At 59.0% G+C, this 20,952-nt stretch carries 17 protein-coding genes and 1 pseudogene; 6 read left to right on the forward strand and 12 right to left on the reverse strand.

Going from position 1 to position 20,952, the window contains the following annotated elements; genetic code table 11:
• The first annotated feature begins 83 nt into the window (after positions 1-83).
• From KGA85_RS02805 to otnI, 5 genes are read left to right on the forward strand one after another with little or no spacing between them, the layout of a single operon-like run.
• Positions 84-1,394, forward strand: a complete 1,311-nt coding sequence (locus tag KGA85_RS02805) for an MFS transporter (protein WP_223542897.1) — start codon at positions 84-86, stop codon at positions 1,392-1,394.
• Positions 1,395-1,409: 15 nt separating this feature from the next.
• Entirely contained in the window at positions 1,410-2,411 is a 1,002-nt protein-coding gene (denD, locus tag KGA85_RS02810; protein WP_223542898.1) for a D-erythronate dehydrogenase, read from the forward strand.
• Positions 2,405-3,697, forward strand: coding sequence for a 3-oxo-tetronate kinase (gene otnK / locus KGA85_RS02815; RefSeq protein WP_223456334.1), 1,293 nt, complete (start codon positions 2,405-2,407; stop codon positions 3,695-3,697). The genes denD and otnK overlap by 7 nt, the downstream gene beginning before the upstream one ends.
• Positions 3,694-4,332 carry an aldolase gene (locus KGA85_RS02820; protein ID WP_223542899.1) on the forward strand — a complete coding sequence of 213 codons (639 nt, stop codon included), beginning with the start codon at positions 3,694-3,696 and terminating at the stop codon, positions 4,330-4,332. The genes otnK and KGA85_RS02820 overlap by 4 nt, the downstream gene beginning before the upstream one ends.
• A 42-nt stretch (positions 4,333-4,374) precedes the next feature.
• Entirely contained in the window at positions 4,375-5,178 is an 804-nt protein-coding gene (gene otnI, locus KGA85_RS02825; RefSeq protein WP_223456336.1) for a 2-oxo-tetronate isomerase, read from the forward strand.
• Positions 5,179-5,283: 105 nt separating this feature from the next.
• On the opposite strand, the gene arsJ is transcribed toward otnI, so the two are convergent.
• The 6 genes and pseudogenes from arsJ to KGA85_RS02860 all read right to left on the reverse strand — a co-directional run.
• Positions 5,284-6,504, reverse strand: a complete 1,221-nt coding sequence (gene arsJ / locus KGA85_RS02830; RefSeq protein ID WP_223456337.1) for an organoarsenical effux MFS transporter ArsJ — start codon at positions 6,502-6,504, stop codon at positions 5,284-5,286.
• Positions 6,505-6,513: 9 nt separating this feature from the next.
• Positions 6,514-7,518: an ArsJ-associated glyceraldehyde-3-phosphate dehydrogenase gene (locus KGA85_RS02835; RefSeq protein WP_223456338.1), complete on the reverse strand. Its 1,005-nt coding sequence runs from the start codon at positions 7,516-7,518 to the stop codon at positions 6,514-6,516.
• A gap of 101 nt (positions 7,519-7,619) precedes the next feature.
• On the reverse strand, positions 7,620-8,336 hold the full coding sequence (gene arsH, locus KGA85_RS02840) for an arsenical resistance protein ArsH (RefSeq protein WP_223456339.1): 717 nt from the start codon (positions 8,334-8,336) through the stop codon (positions 7,620-7,622).
• Positions 8,329-9,402 (reverse strand): ACR3 family arsenite efflux transporter, encoded by a 1,074-nt coding sequence (arsB, locus tag KGA85_RS02845; protein WP_223456340.1) that lies wholly within the window; start codon positions 9,400-9,402, stop codon positions 8,329-8,331. Before arsB ends, arsH begins: the two co-directional genes overlap by 8 nt.
• A gap of 106 nt (positions 9,403-9,508) precedes the next feature.
• Positions 9,509-9,865 carry a metalloregulator ArsR/SmtB family transcription factor gene (locus KGA85_RS02850; RefSeq protein WP_223456341.1) on the reverse strand — a complete coding sequence of 119 codons (357 nt, stop codon included), beginning with the start codon at positions 9,863-9,865 and terminating at the stop codon, positions 9,509-9,511.
• A gap of 718 nt (positions 9,866-10,583) precedes the next feature.
• Positions 10,584-11,000: pseudogene (locus KGA85_RS02860) on the reverse strand (Mut7-C RNAse domain-containing protein); the annotation flags it as partial.
• 213 nt (positions 11,001-11,213) lie between these two features.
• Between KGA85_RS02860 and KGA85_RS02865 the strand changes: the two are divergent.
• On the forward strand, positions 11,214-13,319 hold the full coding sequence (locus tag KGA85_RS02865; protein ID WP_223456343.1) for a DNA/RNA non-specific endonuclease: 2,106 nt from the start codon (positions 11,214-11,216) through the stop codon (positions 13,317-13,319).
• A gap of 123 nt (positions 13,320-13,442) precedes the next feature.
• On the opposite strand, the gene KGA85_RS02870 is transcribed toward KGA85_RS02865, so the two are convergent.
• From KGA85_RS02870 to KGA85_RS02895, 6 genes are all read right to left on the reverse strand, one after another.
• Positions 13,443-15,875 carry an SAM-dependent methyltransferase gene (locus KGA85_RS02870; protein WP_223456344.1) on the reverse strand — a complete coding sequence of 811 codons (2,433 nt, stop codon included), beginning with the start codon at positions 15,873-15,875 and terminating at the stop codon, positions 13,443-13,445.
• Between the two features lie 2 nt (positions 15,876-15,877).
• Entirely contained in the window at positions 15,878-16,621 is a 744-nt protein-coding gene (locus KGA85_RS02875; RefSeq protein ID WP_223456345.1) for a protein-L-isoaspartate(D-aspartate) O-methyltransferase, read from the reverse strand.
• 643 nt (positions 16,622-17,264) lie between these two features.
• Entirely contained in the window at positions 17,265-17,657 is a 393-nt protein-coding gene (locus KGA85_RS02880) for a VOC family protein (RefSeq protein WP_223532137.1), read from the reverse strand.
• A gap of 90 nt (positions 17,658-17,747) precedes the next feature.
• Positions 17,748-18,866 (reverse strand): S-(hydroxymethyl)glutathione dehydrogenase/class III alcohol dehydrogenase, encoded by a 1,119-nt coding sequence (locus KGA85_RS02885; RefSeq protein WP_223456347.1) that lies wholly within the window; start codon positions 18,864-18,866, stop codon positions 17,748-17,750.
• A gap of 108 nt (positions 18,867-18,974) precedes the next feature.
• Complete coding sequence (locus KGA85_RS02890) at positions 18,975-19,943, reverse strand: ABC transporter substrate-binding protein (RefSeq protein WP_223456360.1); 969 nt, start codon at positions 19,941-19,943, stop codon at positions 18,975-18,977.
• Positions 19,944-20,097: 154 nt separating this feature from the next.
• Positions 20,098-20,937 carry a hypothetical protein gene (locus KGA85_RS02895; protein WP_223456348.1) on the reverse strand — a complete coding sequence of 280 codons (840 nt, stop codon included), beginning with the start codon at positions 20,935-20,937 and terminating at the stop codon, positions 20,098-20,100.
• Between the last annotated feature and the right edge of the window lie 15 nt (positions 20,938-20,952).

Here is a 20,952-nt window from a genome sequence, read left to right on the forward strand (position 1 = left end):
ACGTATTATGATAAAAAACGCCACATCATGTAATCCGACAAAAACAAAGTCACCCACTACAAAAAAAAGGATGGGGGAAACACATGACTGAATCAGTGATTCAAACCGGTGCCGTCGTGCCCGCCGATCGCTTCGAGGATCTGGCGTATCGCAAAGTGGCGTGGCGTATCCTGCCGCTGTTGTTGCTGTGCTACCTGGTTGCCTATCTGGACCGGGTGAACGTCGGTTTCGCCAAGTTGCAGATGTCCGACGATCTGCAATTTTCCGAAGCCATCTACGGCCTTGGCGCAGGGATTTTCTTCATTGCCTACTTCCTCGTGGAAATTCCCAGCAACCTGATCCTGCATCGCGTCGGCGCACGGTTGTGGATCGCGCGCATCATGATCACCTGGGGAATCATCTCCTCGGCCATGGCACTGGTGAATACGCCAATGTCCTTCTACATCATGCGCTTCCTGCTGGGGATCGCCGAAGCCGGGTTCTACCCGGGCGTTATCCTCTATCTGTCCTACTGGTTCCCGACCCATCGCCGCGGCAAAATGTACGCCCTGTTCGCCACCGCCGTGCCGCTGTCCGGGCTGATCGGCGCGCCCTTGTCCGGCTGGATCATGAGCGCCTTCAACGGTGACCACGGGTATGCTGGCTGGCAGTGGCTGTTCTTTCTCGAAGGACTGCCCTCGATCGCCGTCGGTATCCTGGTGATTTTCTGCCTCAGCGACCGCATCTCCAGTGCCGGCTGGCTCACCCGGGAAGAGAAAACCCTGCTGCAGACGCGCATCGACGCGGAAACCGCCGGCCACCAGAAACACAGCCTGAAAGAGGTGTTCCTGCAGCCGCGCATCTGGCTGCTGACAGCCATCTACTTCTGCATGATCGCCGGTTTCTACACCGTCGGTTTCTGGTTGCCGACCCTTATCCGCCAAGCCGGCGTCAGCGACGTCTTGCAGGTCGGCATGCTCACCGCCATCCCTTACGCCGCAGCCGCAATGACCATGATTCTGGTTTCGCGTAGCGCCGACCGGCTGCGCGAGCGGCGCTGGCACCTGGCGCTGACCGCCGTGCTCGGCGGTATCGGCCTGTTCATCTCCGCGACCTGGAGCGACAACTTCACGGTTTCCATGATCGGTCTGACCCTTGGTTCGATGGGGGCCATGAGCACCCTGCCCTTGTTCTGGAGCCTGCCGACTGCCTTCCTCGGCGGCACGGCGGCGGCAGCCGGCATTGCCCTGATCAACTCCTGGGGCAACCTGGCGGGCTTCGTCTCGCCGTACCTGATGGGTTTCCTCAAAGACGCAACCCACAGCACTACGATCGGCATGTATGTGATGGCGAGTGCATTGTTCCTCGGCGCCCTGCTGGTCTTCAGAATTCCCGGAAAACTCGTCAACCGCTGACGTTTGGAGTAACTCATGAATATTCTCGTGACCGGCGCAGCCGGCTTCCTCGGCCGCCGCCTGATCGAAGCGCTGCTGCTGCGTGGTTCGCTCACCGACCGTACTGGCCAGTCCCGGCCCATCGGGCAAATCGTCGCCTTCGACATGGTCGAACTCACAGGGATCGATGATCCCCGGGTAAAAGTGGTGTGCGGCGATATCGCCAACCCTGAAGTGCTGGAGCGCCTGATCGATGCAAACACAGACAGCATCTTCCATCTGGCTGCGGTGGTTTCCAGCCAGGCCGAAGGCGACTTCGAACTGGGCATGCGCATCAACTTCACCGCGACCCAAAACATGCTCGAACGCGTTCGCCGACTCGGCACCTGCCCGAAATGGGTAATGACCAGTTCGGTCGCGGTGTTCGGCGGGCAGTTGCCGGAACGTGTCCGCGATGATCAGGTCTGGGCGCCGCAGAGCTCCTATGGCACGCAAAAAGCCATGAACGACCTGCTGCTCGCCGACTACAGCCGGCGCGCATTCGTCGATGGCCGCAGTCTGCGCATGCCGACCATTGTGGTGCGCCCGGGCAAACCCAACCTGGCCGCGTCCAGCTTTGCCAGCGGCATCATTCGCGAACCGCTCAACGGCCAACCCAGCGTATGTCCGGTACCGCTCGATACCCGGCTCTGGCTGATGTCGCCAGCACAGGCGATTCGCAACCTGATCCATGGTCATGAACTGTCCGGCGAGCAATTGACTGAAGGTCGGGTAATCAACATGCCGGGCCTGTCGATTACCGTCGAACGCATGATCGATGCCCTGCGCCAGACCGCAGGCGAGGAAGTGGCCGGACGGATTCGCATGGAACGCAATCCGGCGATCGAGCGCATCGTCGGCTCTTGGCCAGGCGCCTTTTGCGCCACCTACTCCCGGGACCTGGGCTTCACCGCGGATGAGGATTTCACCGATGTGATCGAGCAGTTCATCAACGAATACCTGCCCGGCGAAACCAGATTGAGGAGTTCAACATGTTGAATGCCCCTGCCCGGCCGCTGCTGGGCTGCATCGCCGACGATTTCACCGGTGCCACCGACCTTGCCAACATGCTGGTGCGCGGCGGCATGCGCACCGTGCAAAGCATCGGCATACCCGCTGCCGATGTCGCCGGCCAGCTCGACGCCGACGCTATCGTCATCGCCCTGAAGTCGCGGACAGTGCCGGCCGTCGATGCCGTGAAGGAATCGCTCGAAGCATTGCGCTGGCTGCGTGAGCGTGACTGCGAACAGATTTTCTTCAAATACTGCTCGACCTTCGACTCTACCCCGGCCGGCAATATCGGCCAGGTCAGCGAAGCCTTGCTCGAGGCACTGGACAGTGATTTCACCCTCGCATGTCCCGCCTTCCCGGAAAACGGTCGCACGGTCTTTCGCGGGCATTTGTTCGTACAGGACCAATTGCTCAGCGAGTCGGGCATGCAGCATCACCCGCTGACTCCGATGACTGACGCAAACCTGGTTCGCGTGCTGCAAGCGCAGACTCGGGGCAAGGTCGGCCTGTTGCGCCACGACAGCGTATCCGGTGGCGTCGAGAGCATTCGAACGCGCATCGCCCAGCTTCGCGCCGACGGAGTACGCATGGCCGTCGCCGATGCCTTGTCCGATGCCGATCTCTATGTACTGGGCGAAGCCTGCGCGGACCTGGCGCTGCTCACCGGCGGCTCCGGACTGGCGCTGGGCTTGCCGGACAACTTTCGTCGTGCCGGCAAGTTGCGCGACCTGGACGCCGCACAAGTGACCGCGGTCGAAGGCGGCGAAGTGGTGCTCGCAGGCAGCGCTTCGCAGGCCACCAATGGCCAGGTAGCGACCTGGCTGCAGGCAGGTCGTCCGGCCTTTCGTGTCGATCCGCTGGCCCTGGCGGCGGGACAGCCGGTCATCGAGGAGGCGCTGGCCTTCGCCGCTGACCATGCGCAAACAGTGCTGATCTACGCCACCAACACTCCGGATGAGGTCAAGGCGGTACAACGTGAGTTAGGCGCCGAGCACGCCGGGCATCTGGTCGAGCAGGCCATGGGCCAGATCGCCGGCAGGCTGCGCGACGCAGGTGTCCGACGCTTCGTGGTCGCCGGGGGGGAAACCTCGGGTGCCGTGGTCCAGGCACTGAACATCCAGCTGTTGCAGATCGGCGCACAAATCGACCCAGGCGTGCCCGCTTGCATCAGCACGCCCGGGGAACCGCTGGCCCTGGCACTCAAGTCGGGCAATTTCGGTGGCGCGGATTTCTTCGACAAGGCCCTCAAGCAACTGGCAGGAGTACCGGCATGAGCAATGAAAACGCCCTGCGCGAAGAGATCTGTGAGGTCGGCGTTTCGTTGTATGCCCGTGGCTACACGGTGGGCAGCGCCGGCAACATCAGCGCCCGGCTGGAGGACGGATGGCTGATCACGCCCACGGACGCGTGCCTGGGACGCCTCGACCCGGCCGCGATTGCCAAGGTCAGCCTGGCAGGGGAATGGGTCAGCGGAAACAAACCGTCAAAGACCCTGGCCCTGCACCGCCAGGTCTACGATCGCAACCCGGGGGTTGGAGGCGTGGTACACACCCACTCGACCCACCTGGTGGCGTTGACGCTGGCCGGTGTCTGGCACGAGGATGACATTCTGCCGCCGCTGACCCCCTATCAGGTGATGAAGGTCGGGCACATCCCGCTGATCGCCTATGAACGTCCCGGCTCACCAAAGGTGGCCGAACGTGTGGCGCAATTGGCCAACCGCGTGCGCGGCGTGATGCTTGAACGCCTGGGCCCGGTGGTCTGGGAAAGCTCGGTGTCCAAAGCCAGCTATGCCCTGGAAGAACTGGAAGAAACGGCACGCCTGTGGCTGATGAGCAATCCACGGCCGACTCCGCTGCACCAGGCGGCGCCGGATGAATTGCACGAGGCCTTTGGTGTTCAGTGGTAACCCACAGGCCATACGATTGATTTTTTGACCGCAGGAGTCTTCATGCCACGTTTCGCTGCCAACCTCAGCATGCTCTACCCCGAACATGATTTTCTCGACCGTTTCGCCGCAGCCGCCGCCGATGGTTTTCAGGCAGTGGAATACATGTTCCCCTACGACTACAGCGCGCAGCAACTGAAACAGCGGCTCGACGATAACGGCCTGGTCCAGGCCCTGTTCAACGCACCACCTGGCAATATCGCGGCAGGCGAAAAAGGCATCGTGTCCTTGCCAGGCCGTGAATCAGAGTTTCGCGCCGGTTTCGACCAGGCCCTGGAATATGCCGCGGTACTGGGCAACGACCGCATTCACGTCATGGCCGGACTACTGGCGAACGAAGCGGATCGTGCCAGGCACCAGCATACCTACCTGGAAAACCTCAGCCACGCAGCGACGCAAGCAACCAGTGCAGGCATCACCGTTTTGCTGGAGCCGATCAATACCCGTGACATGCCGGGTTTTTTCCTCAACCACCAACATCAGGCCCAGGCCATCTGCAAGGCGGTCGGCCAGGCCAACCTCAAAGTCCAGTTCGACGTCTACCATTGCCAGATCGTCGAGGGCGACGTGGCGACGAAGCTGCGACAGGATTTCGCCGGCATCGGCCATATCCAGATCGCGGGCGTGCCGGATCGCCACGAACCGGACCTGAACAATGAGTTGAATTATCCCTACCTGTTCGAACTGATCGATCAACTGGGTTACACCGGCTGGGTGGGTTGCGAGTACAGGCCACGCGGCGACACCTCCAAGGGCTTGCAATGGCTGCGTGATTGGCAGGCCCGATCAAACCAGGGCCGGGCATAAATTACCCAGGACATACGGCATATGGAAATTGCCCCGCATTTGATCGACCGGTTGAATCCACAATCGTTTGCTGCCCCTCCCAAAAGGCAGCAATCGGCTGTGCAGTCATTCACTAAGCGCGTGACGAGGCAATGCAATCGAAATCAAAGCTGCGAACAGCACGAAAGCACTCGATATCCATAAGCACGCTTGCAGTCCATACACCTGATAGACCCAACCGGAAAGCACCGTGCCGATCAGGCGGCCCATCGCGTTCGACATGTAATAAAAACCCACATCCAGCGACACACCGTCTTCCTTGGCATAGGACACGATCAAGTAGCTGTGCAGCGACGAATTCACCGCGAACAGCACGCCAAAAACCATCAATCCCCCGAGCAGCACAACCTGTTGCGATAGCCCGGTGTTCAGCCCGAGAGCGATTGCCGCAGGTAGACCCGCCAGAGCAAGTGCCCAAAAAAATGCCGCACGACCATCCGGTACATGCCCACGTTTCTTGCCGGTGATGTTGGGCGCGAAAGACTGCACGATGCCGTAGCCAATCACCCAAGCTGCCAGGAAGCCGCCAACTTTCCAGAAGTCCCAGCCGAAGGCACTGCTCAGGTACACCGGCAACGCCACTACAAACCAGACATCGCGGGCGCCGAACAGGAACATCCGTGCCGCCGAGAGGATATTGATCGCCCGGCTCTTGGACAGGATGTCGCGAAATTTGGGCTTGGCTTTGGCCTTGCCCAGGTCCTTCTTCAACAGGATCAAGCTGCTGATCCAGATCAGCGCCAGGACACTCGCCATGGCCAGCAACGCGCCTTTGAATCCGATCAATGCCAGCAAGGCTCCGCCAAGAAAGAAGCCGACGCCCTTGAGTGCGTTCTTCGAGCCGGTGAGGATCGCCACCCACTTGTAGAGTTTGCCCTGCTGCCCATCGGGGACCAGGAGCTTGATAGAGCTTTTGGCACTCATCTTGTTCAGGTCTTTGGCGATCCCGGACAATGCTTGAGCGCCCATCACCCAGGGGATGGTCAACAAGGCCGAGGGCACCGTCAGCATCAACAGCGCCGCGACCTGCATACCCAGCCCGATGTTCATGGTTCGGTTCAGACCCAGCCGAGCGCCGAGGTAGCCACCCACCAGGTTGGTGATCACGCCAAAGAGTTCGTAAAACAGAAACAACGCAGCGATTTGCAGTGGGCTGTAGCCCAACGCGTGAAAGTGCAGCACCACCAACATGCGTAAGGCGCCATCGGTGAGGGTGAAGGCCCAGTAGTTGCCCGTCACGAGCAGGTACTGCCGCACATCCGGCGCGAGGGCTGACAACGCTTTCATGACCGTTCCTTAGACTGCCAGACCAACCATTTTGGCCAATTCGACGGTGCGGTTGGCATAGCCCCACTCGTTGTCGTACCAGGCATAGAGTTTGACCTGGGTGCCGTTGATGACCATAGTCGACAGCGCATCGATAATCGATGAACGCGGGTCGGTACGGTAGTCGATGGACACCAGTGGACGCTCCTCGAATCCGAGAATGTCTTTCAGCTCGTTCTCGGAAGCGTCCTTGAGGAACTGATTGACCTCTTCGACAGTGGTGGCACGCTCGACTTCAAAGACACAGTCAGTCAGCGAAGCGTTGGCCAGCGGCACGCGTACGGCGTGGCCATTGAGGCGTCCACGTAACTCCGGGAAGATTTCGGCAATGGCGGTGGCCGAGCCGGTGCTGGTTGGAATCAAACTCATCCCGGATGCACGCGCACGACGCAGATCCTTGTGCGGCTGGTCGAGGATGCTCTGGGTGTTGGTGAGGTCGTGGATGGTGGTGATCGAACCGTGGCGAATGCCCAGTTTTTCGTGGATGACTTTGACGACAGGGGCCAGGCAATTGGTGGTGCAGGAAGCGGCGGTGACGATGCGGTGCTGCGCAGGGTCGAACAGGTGCTGGTTAACACCCATCACCACGTTCAAGGCGCCTTGCTCCTTGACCGGCGCACAGACCACCACACGTTTCACACCTTGGTCCAAGTAAGCCTGAAGCACAGCGACGGTCTTCATCTTGCCGCTGGCTTCAATCACCAGATCACAATCCGACCAGTCGGTATCGGCAATTGCCTTGTTAGCCGTTACTTTGATCCGCTTACTGTCGATGACGACGCTATCGCCTTCGGCGCTGGCTTCGTTGTTCCAACGGCCATGCACGGAGTCGAAGTTCAACAGGTGTGCATGAGTCGCCGCGTCACCCGCTGGATCGTTGATCTGCACGAACTCGAACTCTGGCCAGCTCCAGGCTGCTCGCAGAGCGAGGCGACCGATCCGGCCAAAACCATTGATGCCAACTTTGATAGTCATGTTGTAGTGCTCTGTCTCTGTTGTCAGTGGGAGTTCGACTGGGTGTCGAACTGTACCAAGGGCAGTACGGAATATGGGTGTTGTTGCACGGTGAAATATCCTCAGATGGAGCGCTGATTGACACGTTTCATGAGTTCTTCCGCCGACTCCTTGCGCTCGGAATAACGATCCACCAGATAGTCCTGACGGTCGCGAAGCAGCAGCGTGAATTTCACCAACTCTTCCATCACATCAACGACACGGTCGTAGAACGGAGAAGGCTTCATCCGACCGTTGTCGTCGAATTCCATATAGGCCTTCGGTACGGAGGATTGGTTTGGGATGGTGAACATGCGCATCCAACGTCCCAGCACTCGCAGCTGATTGACCACGTTGAACGACTGCGAGCCACCGCACACCTGCATGACGGCGAGGGTTTTGCCCTGGGTCGGGCGTACCGCGCCCATGGCCAGTGGCACCCAGTCGATCTGCGCTTTGAACACTGCGCTCATGTTTCCGTGACGCTCTGGAGAGCACCAGACCTGTCCTTCGGACCACAACACCAAGTCACGAAGTTCCTTCACCCGTGGATGATCGTCGGGTGCGTCATCTGGCAGCGGCAAACCGGATGGATTGAATATCCGCGTCTCGGCGCCGAAGTGCTCCAGCAGTCGAGCAGCCTCCTCTACCAGCAGACGACTGAAGGACCGCTCACGAGTCGATCCGTACAACAGCAAAATGCGCGGCTTATGAATGGAGGTCTGTTCAATACCAAGCTTGTCAGCCGTCGGGAGATCAACCAGTTCGGTATCGAGTTGGGGGATATGGTTATCAAACATAGTCTTTGTCCTGCGCAACGGCGCTCTTGGATTCATCGAACCAGCGGCGTTTCAACCAGAGGGCCACACCAACCAGGGAAATCAGTACCGGCACTTCCACCAACGGGCCAATCACCGTGGCGAAAGCGACCGGGGAAGCCAGGCCGAAGGTGGCAATGGCCACGGCAATCGCCAATTCGAAGTTGTTGCTTGCGGCGGTGAAAGCCAACGCGGTGGTGCGTGGATAGTCAGCATTGAGCAGCTTGCCCATCCAGAAGCTGATGAAGAACATCACCACGAAATAGATCGTCAGGGGGATCGCGATGCGCAATACATCCAGCGGCAATTGCAGCACCACATCACCCTTGAGGCTGAACATGGCCACGATGGTCAACAGCAGTGCCACCAGCGTCAGCGGACTGATCTTCGCAATGAAGCGTTCCTGGAACCAGGCTTCGCCTTTACGAGCGATGAGGATCCTGCGGGTCAGGAAACCTGCCAGGAACGGCACGCCCAGGTAGATCAGGACCGACTCGGCGATGCTGACAATGCTGGTCTCAATCACACTGCCTTCCAGCCCGAACAGCGGCGGCAACAGCCCAAGGAAGACCCAGGCGTACACACTGAAAAACAGGATCTGGAAGATGCTGTTGAACGCCACCAATCCAGCGACGTACTGATTGTTGCCACCTGCGATCTGATTCCAGACCAGCACCATCGCGATGCAACGAGCCAAGCCGATCAGGATCAGGCCCGTCATGTATTCCGGCTGGTCCCGCAAGAAGATGATCGCCAGTGCGAACATCAACACCGGGCCGATGACCCAGTTCTGGACCAAAGACAAAACGAGGATGCGCTTGTCCTTGAAGACTTCCGGCAGTTCCTCATAACGAACCTTGGCCAGAGGCGGATACATCATCACGATCAAGCCGATAGCGATGGGGATGTTGGTGGTGCCCACAGACAGACTGTTGAGCCACTGCGGCCAGCCTTCAAACAGGCTCCCCAAACCAATACCCAACGCCATGGCGAGAAAAATCCACAGGGTCAGGTAACGGTCCAGGAAGGAAAGGCGGCTTTTACTCATGGTCATTGCTCCTGCAGAGGATGCTGCGGCAACTGTTGCCAGTGCAAAGGAACAAGATTTTCATCGAGCGATCTCGTAGTCGAAGGTGGAATCCAACGATCTGGCTTTAACAGCAGGCGAGTGCCCGCTCAGGACGGTCGCCCATTTCATCAAGGCGTTTGGCATCAGGACTTAACCAATGCTTGTTGCTTTCGAGCACCGTGGTCAGCACTTGATGAACCCAGTCCGGCATATTTGGATGCAGTCGGTAATAGACCCACTGGCCTTGCCGACGGTCTGACAACAGACCGCAAGTCCGAAGTTGCGCGAGGTGCCTGGAGATTTTTGGCTGACTCTCGTTCAACGCGCAGGTCAGTTCGCAAACACAAAGCTCTCCTTCGCGGGTGATCAGCATCATCGTGCGGACCCGAGTGTCGTCAGCCAGGCATTTGAAAACAGTGGTCGGTGTCAGATGGTCAGCCATATCGGTTCTCAGAGTTTGTTTTTGACCAAGACGAACATCTCATTGTGAAGCCTCAGGCCATATATGGTTTAACGAATATATGTTTTCCCGTATGTAATGTAAAGAGTCAACGGCAGATCAATCCATCAAAGCGATTGAATTCCGCAGCTAACCTTCAATGAAAGCCGTGTATCAAGGCATAAGCTACGTAATTCGCTTACGGGCCTCTTCAAACATCTGTGGCGGCATATATATGGTTTCTGTAATGAACCTGTCATTCATGCAGAAATAGGTCGCCCCTAACCCGCCCCGGTCATCGAGGGCGGGCTCGGTGGCTGTGCACCAGGCTTTGCAACAACCCGGCGAGGTGCGACCTCAGGAATTGTCCCTCCAGTGCCGCAACAAGACGCCGGACTTGCCGAAGCCTTCAAGCGATCATCGACTTCATCGAAATCCGAGTTGCAAATGCCAGTCTCCGGAAGGACCAGCTCAACTCTTTTAGCCGCATCCCAATCTCCCGCCATTGATGTGCTTCATTGCCAGCTGGCGCTTACCGGCAACTCAAAAACCCATTGGGTGATGTTGCTCAGGAAGCACAGAGTTGATGATGAAGTTCGACGAATTCGACAGTCCGCTTCACGCCCTGAGGAAGTCAGTCAACCTAAATCGACGTTCTTCAGGAGCGGTGAACCGCGCTTCCTCAAGGCATTCAAATAGGTGGTTTCATCGTAGAGCGTCCTGGACTGCCAGCACCGATACAGAATCCGAATCCACTTAAACGCGAGTGCGCGTTACGCGCCAGGTCGAGGCGCTCGTACAATTCGCGCAGCTGCAGCGACGGTTTCAGGGCATGCACGTAACAGCCGTGGCTGATGATCCGCCTCTTGAGCAGTTCGCGGTCGCGGGTTGGCACGATGCGGCCTTGCTGCGAAGCGATCTCGGCGATCTCGCCATCCTCGAAACCATTGTCGTAGAGGGTGTCGAAGCCGCTCATGCGCAGCACCCGTAAAGGTTGTGCACGAACCTTGAGCAGCGGGCTGATGTCCAGCGCTTCGAACTTGGGATACACCGCCAGCCGGTCGCTGTCGAAGATCACCCGCTCGAATCCCACCGACTCGCCGTTGAGCAGCACCAGTTCGACCTCGGGCTGGCTAACCATGACAGGAGGATAAGCCCGAAACGACCCAGGTCTGAAGACTGTCAGACGTCAGATGCGAGTTCCATAGACGCGCCCTACCCATGGGCTCTGCCTATGCTCATCCCTTCGCGAAGCCCCGTAACATTGGTGATTGCGTAACTTTTCTTCGTCTAACCTATGTCTGCTAGCGCGTGGCTAGCCCTGCGTGCCATATGGACAAGGAGAGACGAAATGGGCTTCGTTCGACAGCACCAATTGGACCTGAGCGCGAGACGAGCCGCCAAGGCGGCTTTAAGCGGCGCTAGCAATCAACCACTGAATATTGGGCCAGCGGTTGAAGCTCACTCTTTGCCCCTCAAGCTCTTGGTGAGACGTGCTTTCTTGTCGGCCGGAGGCGCTCAGCCAACCAAGGTCGAGCAAGAGCGGATCATGGGGACGAACGATCTGGTCGACGAGTTTTTCTTCGATCGGGCTTTGTTGGCGGGCATGCCGGTTTGCCGCATTCTGGTTCGGGCAGAGGATGGGCGGTCTCTTGGCTCCGGAACGGGGTTCATGGTGTCGCCGCGACTGCTACTTACCAATGAGCATGTCTTGGGAAGCGTCGAAGAGGCAGCCCCGTCATTGGCCGAGTTTAACTATCGCCTGAACATTGCAGGCGATCCTGAACCAACATATCGATTTCATCTGCGGCCCGACTTGTATTTTTTCAACAACGTCGAGTTGGACTTCACCTTGGTAGCCGTTGAACCAAAATCAATAGATGGATCTACTTCTTTGACGCGTTTCGGCTATCACCGCTTGCTGCCTACCAGTGGCAAGGCTGTGAAGGGGGAATGGCTGACCATCGTCCAACATCCTGGTGGTGCGGCTCGACAATGGGCTATTCGAGAAAATGAATGTACGGATGACAGTATTGCGGATGTGCTTTGGTACCGAAGCGATACTGCTCCCGGCTCCAGTGGAGCGGCTGTTCTAAACGATAGTTTCCAGGTTGTGGCGTTGCACCACTCGGGTGTGCCGAAGAAAGATGCCGCTGGCCGACCGATGTTACGCGACGGCAGTGCTGTCGATAGCCTTGATGGCATCGACGATTCACTTGTGGATTGGGAAGCCAACGAAGGTATTCGTGTGAGCAGTATTTGTGCTCACATCGATCAGACGGCACCGGAAAATCTAGGGTATTTGGCAGAGCTTGTAGCAGCGCGAGAAGGTGGAGATATCCTGTCCAACGCGTTTCATGCATCACGTCTGGATGAGGAGCTTGCTCCGCAGGTCAGTGTAATTGCACCTACGCCTGTGACTACTCCCGCAACAATACCTGCGTCTACATTTGGTGCCGGTAAAGGGCGTTTGGAGATAGGGACTTTGGTGCTTGAGCTTGGTGAGCCATTAGCCGGTCTCGTTGCACGCCTGGGACTCGGGACGCAGTCAAACCCAACAGGCAGTGATGTACCTGATGTGACAGACTTGTCGGTCGTTACAGAGGTTTACAAGGAACCAATTGTCGATACTGATTACTCGACCAGGCTTGGGTTCAATTCGAATTTTCTTGGCATCGGTACACCGCTCCCCACCGTTAAGGATCCATTGCTGATCGCCCCAACCAAGGGCGGCGATACGATCATCCCTTATGAGCACTTCAGTATCGTTCTTCACCGCGAAAGGAAGCTGGCAATCTTTACCGCTTCTAACGTTGATGGTCGGGTGGAGGTAAAGCAACCACAACTGGGACGTGACTACACTCGAACAGCACTCACGGGGCTACTCAAAAAAGGTGAGATGGAAAAGTGGGTCTTGGACCCTCGCGTTGAGGAGCGCTTTCAGATTCCAGATCGGTTTTACACCAAAGACAATGGTGCGTTCGACAAGGGTCATATTGTTCGTCGAGAAGACGTCTGTTGGGGAAATTCGTTTGAACAAATTCAACGGGCGAACGGTGATACCTACCACGTGACCAACTGCTCACCGCAGCGCGGAAACTTTAACCAGTCCGGGAAAAGTGGCATTTGGGGACGGCTGGAGAATTTCATTGGTGCTCAGGCAGATTCCGAGCGTTACTGCATTTTTGCAGGACCGATTCTGTCCAACGACGATGAAACGTTTCCAGGAACCGAGCGAGTCCAAATTCCTTCTCGCTTCTGGAAGGTGATTTGCGCAATAAAGGACAGAAAGCTCCAAGTCTTTGCTTTTGTTCTCGAGCAAGATCTATCAAGCCTGCCCATGGAGTTTGTCGTCACGCCGGAGTGGAAGGCCAGGCAAAAATCCTTGGCGGAAATCGAGGAGCTGGTCGGTCTGCTGAGCTTTGCGCAGATCTACCACGATGCAGATCAGATTTGAGTCTGGTTGGTAATAGACTGACGAGAAAACGGGGGATGGATTTATTTTTCACTCTAACTCTGTCTAGTTAGTCAGTTCTAGAGTAGAGAAATAAATCTGTCCCCTTTTTCCAAACCGCCGCGATCAGGGAAACGCGACCGCCGCCGCGAGATACAGCAGCAACGCTAGCAGCAACACCACGGTGAAGCCCAGGTGGATCGCCAGCAGGGTCGCCAGCACGGCCGCCACCACCGATACGCTGGCGTTGACGCCCCAGGCGATCGGCACCAGTGCTTCGGCGCGCGCGGAGACGCGCCCGAGTCCGAGCGGAAACGGCATGCCCATGGCGAACGCCAGCGGCGCTACCAGCGCGGCGCAGATGCCGAACCTGGCGAGGGTCTGCACCGGCGCCAGCAACTGGAACAACGGGGGCAGGACGATCAGGTAGAGAAGCACGATCGCGCAGATCGCCAGGACCGGACGCGCCAGCGGATGACGGGGCCCCACACCCGTTCCAATGTCCCCCCGCCGCCGGCCGGAGTAACGGCTGCCGAGGCCAGCGAAGATCAGGAACGCACTGAGCGTTACTGCCACCGAATACAACGGGTGGCTGAGGAACAGGGTGAACTTCTGGATGAAGGCGATTTCCATGAACATGAAGGCACCGCCGATGGCGGCGAAGTAGGACACGACCCGAAGTTCGAACCTGGCCAAAGCCGCATTTCGAGAGCGCCGCTGGCGCCGCCGCGCCACCCATAGCGGCGCCAGGATCAGCAGCACGGCGGCCACGCCGGACTGCAGCAGCGTGGCGATCAGCACCGGATAGCCCCACTCCAGCATTGACAGGCCGCCCTGCGCCTTCAGCGCCAGCAGTTCCGGCAGCGAGCGCCACTTGAAGAAGAGGAAGAAATACGGCCGATCATCCGTGGTCGGACGCACGTCGAACTTGTAGTGCGCCAGGAACTCCGCGCGCTCGCCGGACAGCAGGGCCTGCGCCGCGTCGAAGAACCAGGGCCGGTCGAGCAGGTTGTAGCGGTTCGCCTCGGTCACGGTCATCCCGGGGTAGTAGGCCAGGTCGAAGGAGCGCGCCCGGCAGAACTCCCGCAGCACGGCGATGCCGGCGTCGTCAAAATCCCTGTTGCTGACCAGCAGCGTCGCGGTCTTCCAGCCGCGGATCATGACGATGCGGCGCGCCGCGCTGGCCTGCCCGTCGCGCTCGATGGCCGCGGCCGCGGTGGCCAGCAGCCTGGGAACATCGCGCGGCGGCAGGGTGACCCAGCGGGTGATGGCCAGCAGGCCGCCGGGCGCGAGATGGCGCAGGTACTCGGTGAAGGCCTCCACCGTGTACAGGTAGTTCTCGGACAACGCATGCAGGCCGCCCGAGGCGGTGCCGAAGGAGTCCAGCAGGGCGATCTGGATCAGCTCGTAAGGCTCGCCGCGCGAAGCCACCAGGCCGCGCGCCTCGCCGATCAGCACACGGACGTTGGGCGCGCTGTAAGGCTTACCGGAGAAGTCGGCGAAGCGGCGCTGGACCAGATCGATCACCTGCGGGTTCAGTTCGATGGCATCCACCGCGCTGGCGCCGTGGTAGATCGCCTGCAGCACATCGGCGCCGGCGCCGCTGCCCAGCACCAGCACGCGGGGTTGCCGCAGTAGGTGATAGGGCAGAGCCGAGGTCAGGTAGTCCAGGTAGGCGAGCGGCTCGCGGCGTCCGTCATAGCGGTTCAGCACGGAAAGGCCGTCGCCGTCGGTGAAGATGGCCAGTTGTGCGGGCGGTTCCTGCGTCGCGTTGAGGCTTAGGCCCGGTGCGTAGCGCAGGGGAATGGTCGGGCTGTCGACGACCGTGAGCAGGCCCAGCGGACTCCAGGTCTGGGCGATTGCGCGCGCATCCTTGATACGCAGCGTCTGGCTCAGTTCCTTGTACTCGGAGGGCGACAGGGCGATCCAGCGCCCGGGCACGCCGGCCGGCACCGCGACCGCCGCCGCCAGCAGCAACGGCACGAGCCAGTGCCTGTGCCCCGTGCAAGCCATGCCGGCCAGCGCCCCGGCGGCGATGCCGGTGCCGCCCAGCAGCCGCAGCGCATCGACGGGCGTCAGAGCGAACAGCGCGGCGACGATCGCCAGGCTGCCCAAGCCGGCGCCGAGAATGTCGAAAGCGTAGATCCGGTGAATCTGTTCCTGAAAGCAGGTGAAGGTCAGGCAGATGCACACCGCCGCGCAGAAGAACGGCACGAACAGCAGCAGGTAGATCATCAGCAGGCGCGCCGACTGCCGCGCGTCCCAGAGGATCTCGAGGGGATTGAACGGAACCTGCTGGGCCAGGCTGAAGCAGGCGATGGCGCTCAGCCCGAACAGCACCGCGCCGCCGATGAACACGCCGTGGAAGCGCGGCGCCAGCACAGGCCGTGCCAGCGCCACTGCGGTGCCGGCAGCGCCGTAGCCGAGCAGCGCGACGCTGATCATCATGTAGGCGAAATGGTGCCACTGGATGATCGAAAGCAGCCGCAGCAGCAGCACCTCATAGCCGAGCACGGAGGCAGACAGCAGCGCCAGGGCGAGCAACGGCGGCGAATGCATGCTCAATCTCCTCCGACCAGCGGCACGAAGCGCACAGGCAGCAACTGCCGGGTGGACACACTGCCATCGCCGGCCTTCTCGATCAGCAGCAGGTACTGGATCATGAACGGCGCGCCGACCGGGATTACCATCCGTCCGCCGGCCTTGAGCTGGGCGATCAGTGGCGGCGGCACATGGCTGGCGGCGGCGGTGACGAGGATGGCGTCGTAAGGCCCGTGCTCGGGCCAGCCGTGGTAGCCATCGCCCAGCCGGGCCTGCACCTTCGCATATCCTAGCCGGCCCAGGCGCTCCCCGGCCTGCACTGCCAGCGGCTCGATGATCTCCATCGTGTAGACCGCCTGCGCCAGCTCGGCGAGGATCGCCGCCTGGTAGCCCGAGCCGGTGCCGATCTCGAGTACCACGTCGCCGGGCCCGACCTGCGCCAGGTCGGTCATCAGGGCGACGATGTAGGGCTGGGAGATGGTCTGGCCGTAGCCGATCGGCAGCGGCCGGTTCTCGTAGGCGTAGGGCACCTCGTCGGGCGGGACGAACTTATGGCGTGGCACCTTGGCTATAGCGGCCATCACCGGCGCGGCAAACTCGACTCTGCCGGTTTCGTCGCGGGTGACGGACGACATGTTGGCGATCTCCCGCACCATGGCGTCGCGCAACGGCGCGAACGGGTCGTCGGCATGCAGGCCGGCGGATGCCAGCGCCAGAGCGATGGCAGGCGCCAGGATGCGCGTCAGGAGCATCACCGGCTTCACAATGACTCCTCCGCCTGAGGAATAGTCGAATCGTATGGCCGGCGGGCGGGCTCGGCAAGCCGGGAGTGCCGGCAACCAGACCAGGCTGCGGCGACTGCCTGAGAAAATATCCAGGCTGCACGGGGCCTTCAGGTTTTCAGTTCGACTTAATGCGATCTGCACTGCTTATAGAGTTATAGAGTCCAGCGCCATCAGACTCCTGTAGTTTTACGCTACTCGCCGGAGTAGAGCGCACCGTATTCACGGGCAAACAAACGATTTTGGTTAACAGCTTCATGGTTCCACGAAACGCCGGTGGTTTAGTAGACAGTTGTGAATGTCGACTCTTGATTATTGGCACACTATCACCAACCTCCGTTATTGCCCGTTAACTGCCCTGCGCGAAGGGCAGCCTCACGCCCTTCGTGATAGGCAGCAATCGGCCATTAACTGCCTCTCGCGAAAGGTAGCTATATAGATCGGTTGTTGCCAGTCGCAACAGGCGGCTACCGACCAACTGCGGCTGATGGTAGCAAAAGGCTACCGACCGGCCGCCTGTTACACGACTCCTGAAACATGGTGTCACTGGCATCTTCTGAAAATGACCAAAACCTCATGTTGGATTGACCGGCTCACAGAAGTGAATGCGCAGCTTGAATGAAGCTTACGCAGCCTTGAAGCAGTACACGGCCAGCTTGTTACCGTCCAGGTCCCGCGCATAGGCCGCATAGGCCGCATAGGCGTTAGGGGCCCAACCTCGCGGGCCCGGTGCACCTTCGTCGGTGCCACCGCAGGCCAGGGCTGCCGCGTGGAAGGCATCGATAGCGGCGCGATCCGGTGCTTCGAAGCTGATGGTGACACCGTTACCGACGCTGGCCGGAGCACCGTTCGCCGGCTTCAGGACGAAGAAGGACGGGGCATTCTCACCCCAGATCGAGCCATTATCTTCCAGATCAGCGATGCGTTTCTGGCCGAGTGTGCTGAGCACATTGTCGTAGAAACTGCGGGCCTTTTGCAGATCGTTGGTACCGACGGTGACGTGAGTGAAGATGCTCATTTTGATGCTCTCTTTATAAAGACACAGTGAGTAGATATTGCAGTTGGCCCGTGCGCGAGACGTCAGACGCTCAACGCCAGGACGATTCAATCAGCGATCGAAATGGATAACGGTGCGTATGCTCTTGCCTTCATGCATCAACTCGAAGGCCTTGTTGATGTCCTCAAGCCCCATGGTGTGGGTGATGAAGGTGTCGAGCGGTATTTCACCGGCCTGGGTCTTCTCGACATAAGTGGGCAGTTCGCTGCGGCCTTTAACACCGCCAAATGCCGAGCCGCGCCAGACCCGACCGGTCACCAGCTGGAACGGTCGGGTACTGATTTCCTGGCCCGCGCCGGCAACTCCGATAATCACCGACTCACCCCAACCTTTGTGGCAACACTCCAGGGCCGCGCGCATGAGATGGACGTTGCCAATGCATTCGAAGGAGTAGTCGACACCGCCCCCGGTCATCTCGACGATCACGCCCTGGATCGGTCTGTCGTAATCGTTGGGGTTGATGAAGTCGGTAGCGCCCAGTTGCCTGGCGATTTCGAACTTGGCCGGGTTGATATCGATCGCGATGATGCGACCGGCCTTGACCATGGTGGCGCCAATAATGGCGGCCAGGCCGATGCCGCCCAGACCGAAGATCGCCACGCTGGCGCCCTCTTCCACTTTTGCAGTGTTGAGCACCGCACCAATGCCGGTGGTCACACCGCAACCGAGCAGGCAGACCTTTTCCAGTGGCGCATCCTTGGGGATTTTGGCCAGGGAAATTTCGGGTAGCACGGTGTATTCGGAAAAGGTCGACGTGCCCATGTAGTGGAACAGGGGCTGGCCGTTATAGGAGAAACGACTGGTGCCGTCTGGCATCAATCCCTTGCCCTGGGTTGCACGAATTTTCTGGCAGAGATTGGTCTTCCCGGACTTACAGTATTTGCAGTCTCCGCATTCCGGGGTGTAGAGCGGGATCACATGATCGCCCACTGCAAGTGAGGTCACCCCCTCGCCCACCGCTTCGACAATACCGCCACCTTCGTGGCCAAGAATGACGGGGAAGATCCCTTCCGGATCGGCGCCGGACAAGGTAAACGCATCGGTATGGCACACGCCTGTCGCAACAATGCGCACCAGCACCTCACCGGCTTGCGGCGGCGCCACATCGATTTCGACAATTTGCAGAGGCTGGTTCGCCGCGAAGGCGACGGCCGCTCGTGATTTGATCATGGTCATGATTCCCGGAGGCAAAGAGAAGCCTCCACTTTGTAGAAAGGGTAAAGAGGTTGTGTTCAGAGGGGCGTTACAGAAGTCAGGCGTCCTTGCCCTGGAGGCCGGTTAGAGCGATGCCTCGATCTTTTTTGCTACGCCTTCATCCACCCAGGCATGCCAAACTTCCGGGTGTTCCTTGAGGAACATCCTGGCCAGCTTCGGCGACTCGATGCGTTCCCGGGTCATCCTGGCCAGATTCTGATTCAGCAGATCGATGGGAATGTTGACCTTCTCCAATACTGCGACCAGCTCGGGCGCCTGTTCATGAAACGCCTTGGAGAGCCCGACCATGGTGATGACGTCTTTGTTGGCCCCAGTCTTTTCTTCCAGTCTTATCGCATCGATCTGTCCCATCAACGGGGTCGGTGACCAGTAGTAGAACAGTACCGGTTCACCGCGTTTATAGCTGGACAGGACCGCTGCATCCAATGCCGCACCAGTGCCTGGACGGAAGTTGATGAAGGTGCTTTCAAGACCGTATTCTTTCAGCATCTCGGTATTGTCCTGTTCGCAGATCCAGCCAGCGGGACAGTTGTAGAAGCGGCCTTTGGACGGCTCCTCCGAGTCTTTGAAAACGCCAGGGTACTTGCTCAGGTCGGCGACTGTCTTGAGGTCGGGTGCTTGCGCCGGTCTATTGCGTTTTGCGTCCCCCTCCACGACATAGCGCGGCACATACCAGCCTTGAGTCGCACCGACGATCGGCGCGCCAACCCCGACGACCTTCCCGGCTGCCGCAGCCTTCTTCCAGACTTCGCTGCGCTCCATCCACTCTTCGCCAAACACTTGAATGTCGTTGCCGGCCAGCGCGGTCTCAAGAATGATGGTGTTACCCACCAACTGATCCGTTGCGCAGCCGTAGCCTTCCTTGAGCACGATCATCATGATGTCGGTGAGGAGCATCCCGCTCTCCCAGTTCAACCCGGCAAATTTCACCGGCTTGCCCGATTCACACCATCCCGAAGCCTGGCTTGAAGCACTACCAACGAGCAAGCCGAGGGTAAGTAACGAGGCCAGCAAACTCTTCCTGTTTTTCATGATCAGACGCTCCGAATCGTTATTATTGGGGGCAGCGAACTGTTGTGTGCGACACAGGAACAAACGAGCCCATCTGATTCAGCATGGACAGGTACGCGCGCAAACACGTGAGGCAAAGGCGTGAATCAATTGCTTTTATTGTTATGGGCGAAACTCAGACTGCCGGGTCAACGGAGGTACGCCCGTAAAACAATTGCCGGGCATAGGCACTGAACTCGACATTGGGTTGATCCACATACGCGAACACCGCGTTGAGCCTCAACCTGCCTCCTTCCACCGGCGTGACCCGGTGCAATGAATAGCGGCCACGGAACAATGTCAGGGTGCCTGGCACTTGAGGCAGAACCTCTATCTGCTGTGTTTGCGAGTCATCGAGGAATTGCCTGACTGCGTCATAGCAATCGTCGTATTCATTGCGCAGCATGCGCACGTACTCAAAATCCCCGCCAGCACTCGCCGCCTGAAGGGACAGCGTGACGCTGAAGTCGGAACGATCAAAGTGCCATCCCAACTCCTGTCCAGCCGTGAAGCCCTGCAAGTTAAGGGCGGCCAGCGGATCGGCATGACGATAGAGCGTGTCCAGATCCAGGACATCCTTGATGAAAGCAAGGACTTCGTCCGATCCGTAGATCTGCCGGATCAAATGGTCGGCAGGAATATCGGCATAAGCAACGGTGTCTTTTGCCGTGTTCATCAAGCGCCGGAGCGGATGTTCCGGGTCAACGCTTTCGTCCTGGGGTTTGAAATAAACCGTGTGGTTTTCCCGAAAATGAAACATGCGCGAGTGCAGGGCAAGTGTCTGTTGCGCCATCGCGACAACCGATGGATCACGAACAAAACCCGGAAAGATCGCAACGCCCTCTTGTCCCAGCAACGCCTGACTGCGCGTGACCAGTGCGAGATAAGCGGGACTGGTGCGATCGGTAATGGGGTAACGCTCGAGATCAATGATATCGCCCAGGGTGAGCGCAGGTGTGAAAGGCAGGGTAGTCATTGTTGTTGGTCTCCG

It is taken from the genome of Pseudomonas sp. GL-B-12 (assembly GCF_019955895.1).
Taxonomy (GTDB): domain Bacteria; phylum Pseudomonadota; class Gammaproteobacteria; order Pseudomonadales; family Pseudomonadaceae; genus Aquipseudomonas.